Origin of the sequence: Nocardia sp. NPDC057440, assembly GCF_042802915.1 — a bacterium.
In the GTDB taxonomy this organism is placed as follows: domain Bacteria; phylum Actinomycetota; class Actinomycetes; order Mycobacteriales; family Mycobacteriaceae; genus Nocardia.
In genome coordinates this window covers 232,677-235,463 of sequence record NZ_JBHVDF010000012.1, presented here as the reverse complement: position 1 = coordinate 235,463, position 2,787 = coordinate 232,677, and the positions used below count along the sequence as shown (strand labels likewise).

The 2,787-nt window shown below is 62.9% G+C and carries 2 protein-coding genes; both read left to right on the top strand.

The window, feature by feature from the left end:
• Positions 1-643 precede the first annotated feature (643 nt).
• Positions 644-1,921, top strand: a complete 1,278-nt coding sequence (locus tag ACFU4Z_RS24680) for a hypothetical protein (protein ID WP_379066885.1) — start codon at positions 644-646, stop codon at positions 1,919-1,921.
• A 14-nt stretch (positions 1,922-1,935) separates the two neighbouring features.
• Positions 1,936-2,787 carry an immunity 49 family protein gene (locus ACFU4Z_RS24675; protein ID WP_379066883.1) on the top strand — a complete coding sequence of 284 codons (852 nt, stop codon included), beginning with the start codon at positions 1,936-1,938 and terminating at the stop codon, positions 2,785-2,787.

Genomic DNA, 2,787 nt, shown 5'->3' with positions numbered 1-2,787 from the left:
CCGTAACCTCGCTTCCGGAACACCACGCAAGCGCTCCCAGACGACACCGGGACAAGGCGCCCGCTTTTCCAAGCGTGGCGCCTACGTCACCGGGTTCAGTTCTCATATCAATCAGGCAAAATGTCCATGGGCACTATCTGTCGATCAGGCCGATCTTGTTACATAGGCCCGACCGTGCCCGATACCCACCGACCGGCCTTGCCGGGAACTCCGCTGCTGATCACCGAGACAATCTACCGTCGCTCACCGCACCCGACCAACCATTACCCATAGCGGTACCACATCACCCCAGGCAGTGGGCTCATCGCAAGTTTGCTAGCCCACTGTCGCCGTTCTCACACTTCCTGCGAAGAGCACGTGACGGCGACGCCCAGGGCGACCGGCAGCGGGCGACGCCGAGGACCCCCACGCCCAGAGTTCGACCGTGTCAGCCTCCTTTACACCGCCTTGCCCAATCTAATTTCCCCCTGCTGGGAATATCGGCGCGGTCCTCGAAGGATCGACACAATTAGCCTTCCAACGTGGGGAATTGCGGGGGCGCGAACGTGGTGTACAGCCGAGGGCGACGTACACGGCGCAATCATGGTGCTCGCACCGATCTCGGCGCAATCAGATGATGGTGAACAGAGCCATCATCAAGACGATGGACGATGTGCTCGAGCGCATGCGCAGTGCCGCCAACGCGTCGACCGGTGGGTCGGCGCGGGCAATAAACCACATCAGCACGCCGCTGAGGTCGGGCCGACACGAAGCGGCCGACGGGCTCGTAGCCGATCGCATGCTCCGGGACTCGTTCGACGACGCGCGCAACACCAACGACGCTATCGATCATCTGAGCGTCGTCACACATCTCAGGCCGACGAGAGACCTCGATTGGCGGGAACGGCCGGGCCAGGTGACCGGCATGTCACCGAACCAGAAAATCGCCGACCCCGACTACATCGCGCGCCATTACTATTTGCGCACCGAAGCTGACGGTCGCGTCAGCTTGGCGGTCAATCCCAATCGCAGTCCGGATGCCGACGGAATGCGCCCGCCGCGGGTCGATCTGGAGAAAGGTTTGCCAAAGTTCAAGTCGGATCGCCCGCCGGCCGAGTCGCTCGGATTCGACGAAGAGCGGTCCAGAATTCTCAGACCGCAGCCCGTCAACACCAACGCCGCGCCCCGCGGCTACCTAGGTACTCAGGGCTGGCGTCCGGCGGACTATCGCGAGATCGACAGCCATCTATCGAGACGGCAAGAAGCGATGGAGGCCTGGGCCAAGGCCCGTCGAGACACCCCGGATGGTTCCCAGGAACGGTCGGACGCCATCCGCACGCAGACGAAAGTCTCCGAACGGTTCGGTGAACAAGTCTCCGCGCACGCGATCCGAGAGCGCGTGCACGGCCAATTCGCCGCGCTGTTCCCGGATACGCGCATCGAGTTCAGGCATGCCGACGGTGGAGAGTTCGACCCGAGCCATACGAGCAGGAAAACCGTTCAGGCCTACGACGCCGAAACCGGCAAGGTGTTCGCCGAGATCGAGCCGATGCACTCGGAGGGCACCCCGGGCAACAGCAACTTCGATCAGATATGGAAGCTCGACTATCAGGACGGAAATCCGCCCGACTACGTCATCCACGAAGCCAAGGCCCCCGCCGGCCCTGCCAGTGAGCGGACTTTGCACACTGATGACGGCATTCGAGTTGTGCAACAAGGCCATCCCGACTACTTCGAGGACACGTTGCAGGCGATGGAACGCCGAACCGACGACGAGGCGCTGCTGGCGGATGAACTGCGGAAAGCAAAACGCGACGGACGTCTGGACTATCTTGAAGTCCGCTCACAGGTCGATGAGAGCGGACAAGATCACGAGTTCGACGGCTGGAAGTACCGACCCTTCGATGGATACGACTACCAGCCACGATTCCCCCTCGAGTGAGGATGTACAGCGGGATGCGCAGTGTTCCCAGACACCACATCGACCTGGACTTTGCCCGCCGCAAGGCCGAAACCGGTCGAACGTTGATTTCCTCGGCACTCGAGGACATCGACAACGACGCCGACGCGCTCAGCGCTGTCCGTCGCCGGACGGCCGATCGGCTGCGGTACTTGCTGGCTGTCGACCCCCGAGCCTGCGACGAAGACACGTGGCATGCGGCCGTACTCGCATCGCAGGCGGCGAACGCGGTCTTCGCCGCCTCCCGGATCTCCGATGGCACGGTGCGCTACACCCTCGACGCGCCGCATGAACTGCCCGCGCTCGGCCCCAATCGCCGCAGCGGCCCGACCGACTGGATCGGCGCGGCGTGGCTCGCGGTCATCACCCAGAACCAGCAGCGTATTCAGGAGCTGTGCGCGGTCGGTCAGTACACGATTCGCGCCAGTGGTGTCCAGGTCGACGACTATATCTACCCCTGGCTGGAAACCGTGCAGCGATTTCTCCGGCACGAGGAAGTTCCGGCCGAATTGTTCAAGACGGTCATGCGGCTGACCGAGCCCGAGGCAGCGCGATACGCACCCCGGGACTTCATGCTGCTCATCGCGTTTCCCCCCGTGCAGATGTTCTATTACCTGCTTCGGCGCGACGCGGAGAATTTCAACAACGCTCTCGCCGAGGCATTGACCATGCACCGCACCTACTGGGAAGTGCCGGAGCTCGCCGAAAATCCCGTGGGCTTCGTCGCGACCGCACCCCTGGCCATCGCGATCCTCGCTCGCGCTGTCGGCATGTCGATCGAGATCGAGTCCGACTACCTACCCGCCGATCTGCTCAACGGGGCTTGGCTCGACGCTGACGACGAATAG

Coding starts and splice junctions, on each gene's coding strand:
- ACFU4Z_RS24680 (WP_379066885.1), top strand. CDS start 644: ATGGACGATGTGCTCGAGCGCATGCGCAGTGCCGCCAACGCGTCGACC.
- ACFU4Z_RS24675 (WP_379066883.1), top strand. CDS start 1,936: ATGCGCAGTGTTCCCAGACACCACATCGACCTGGACTTTGCCCGCCGC.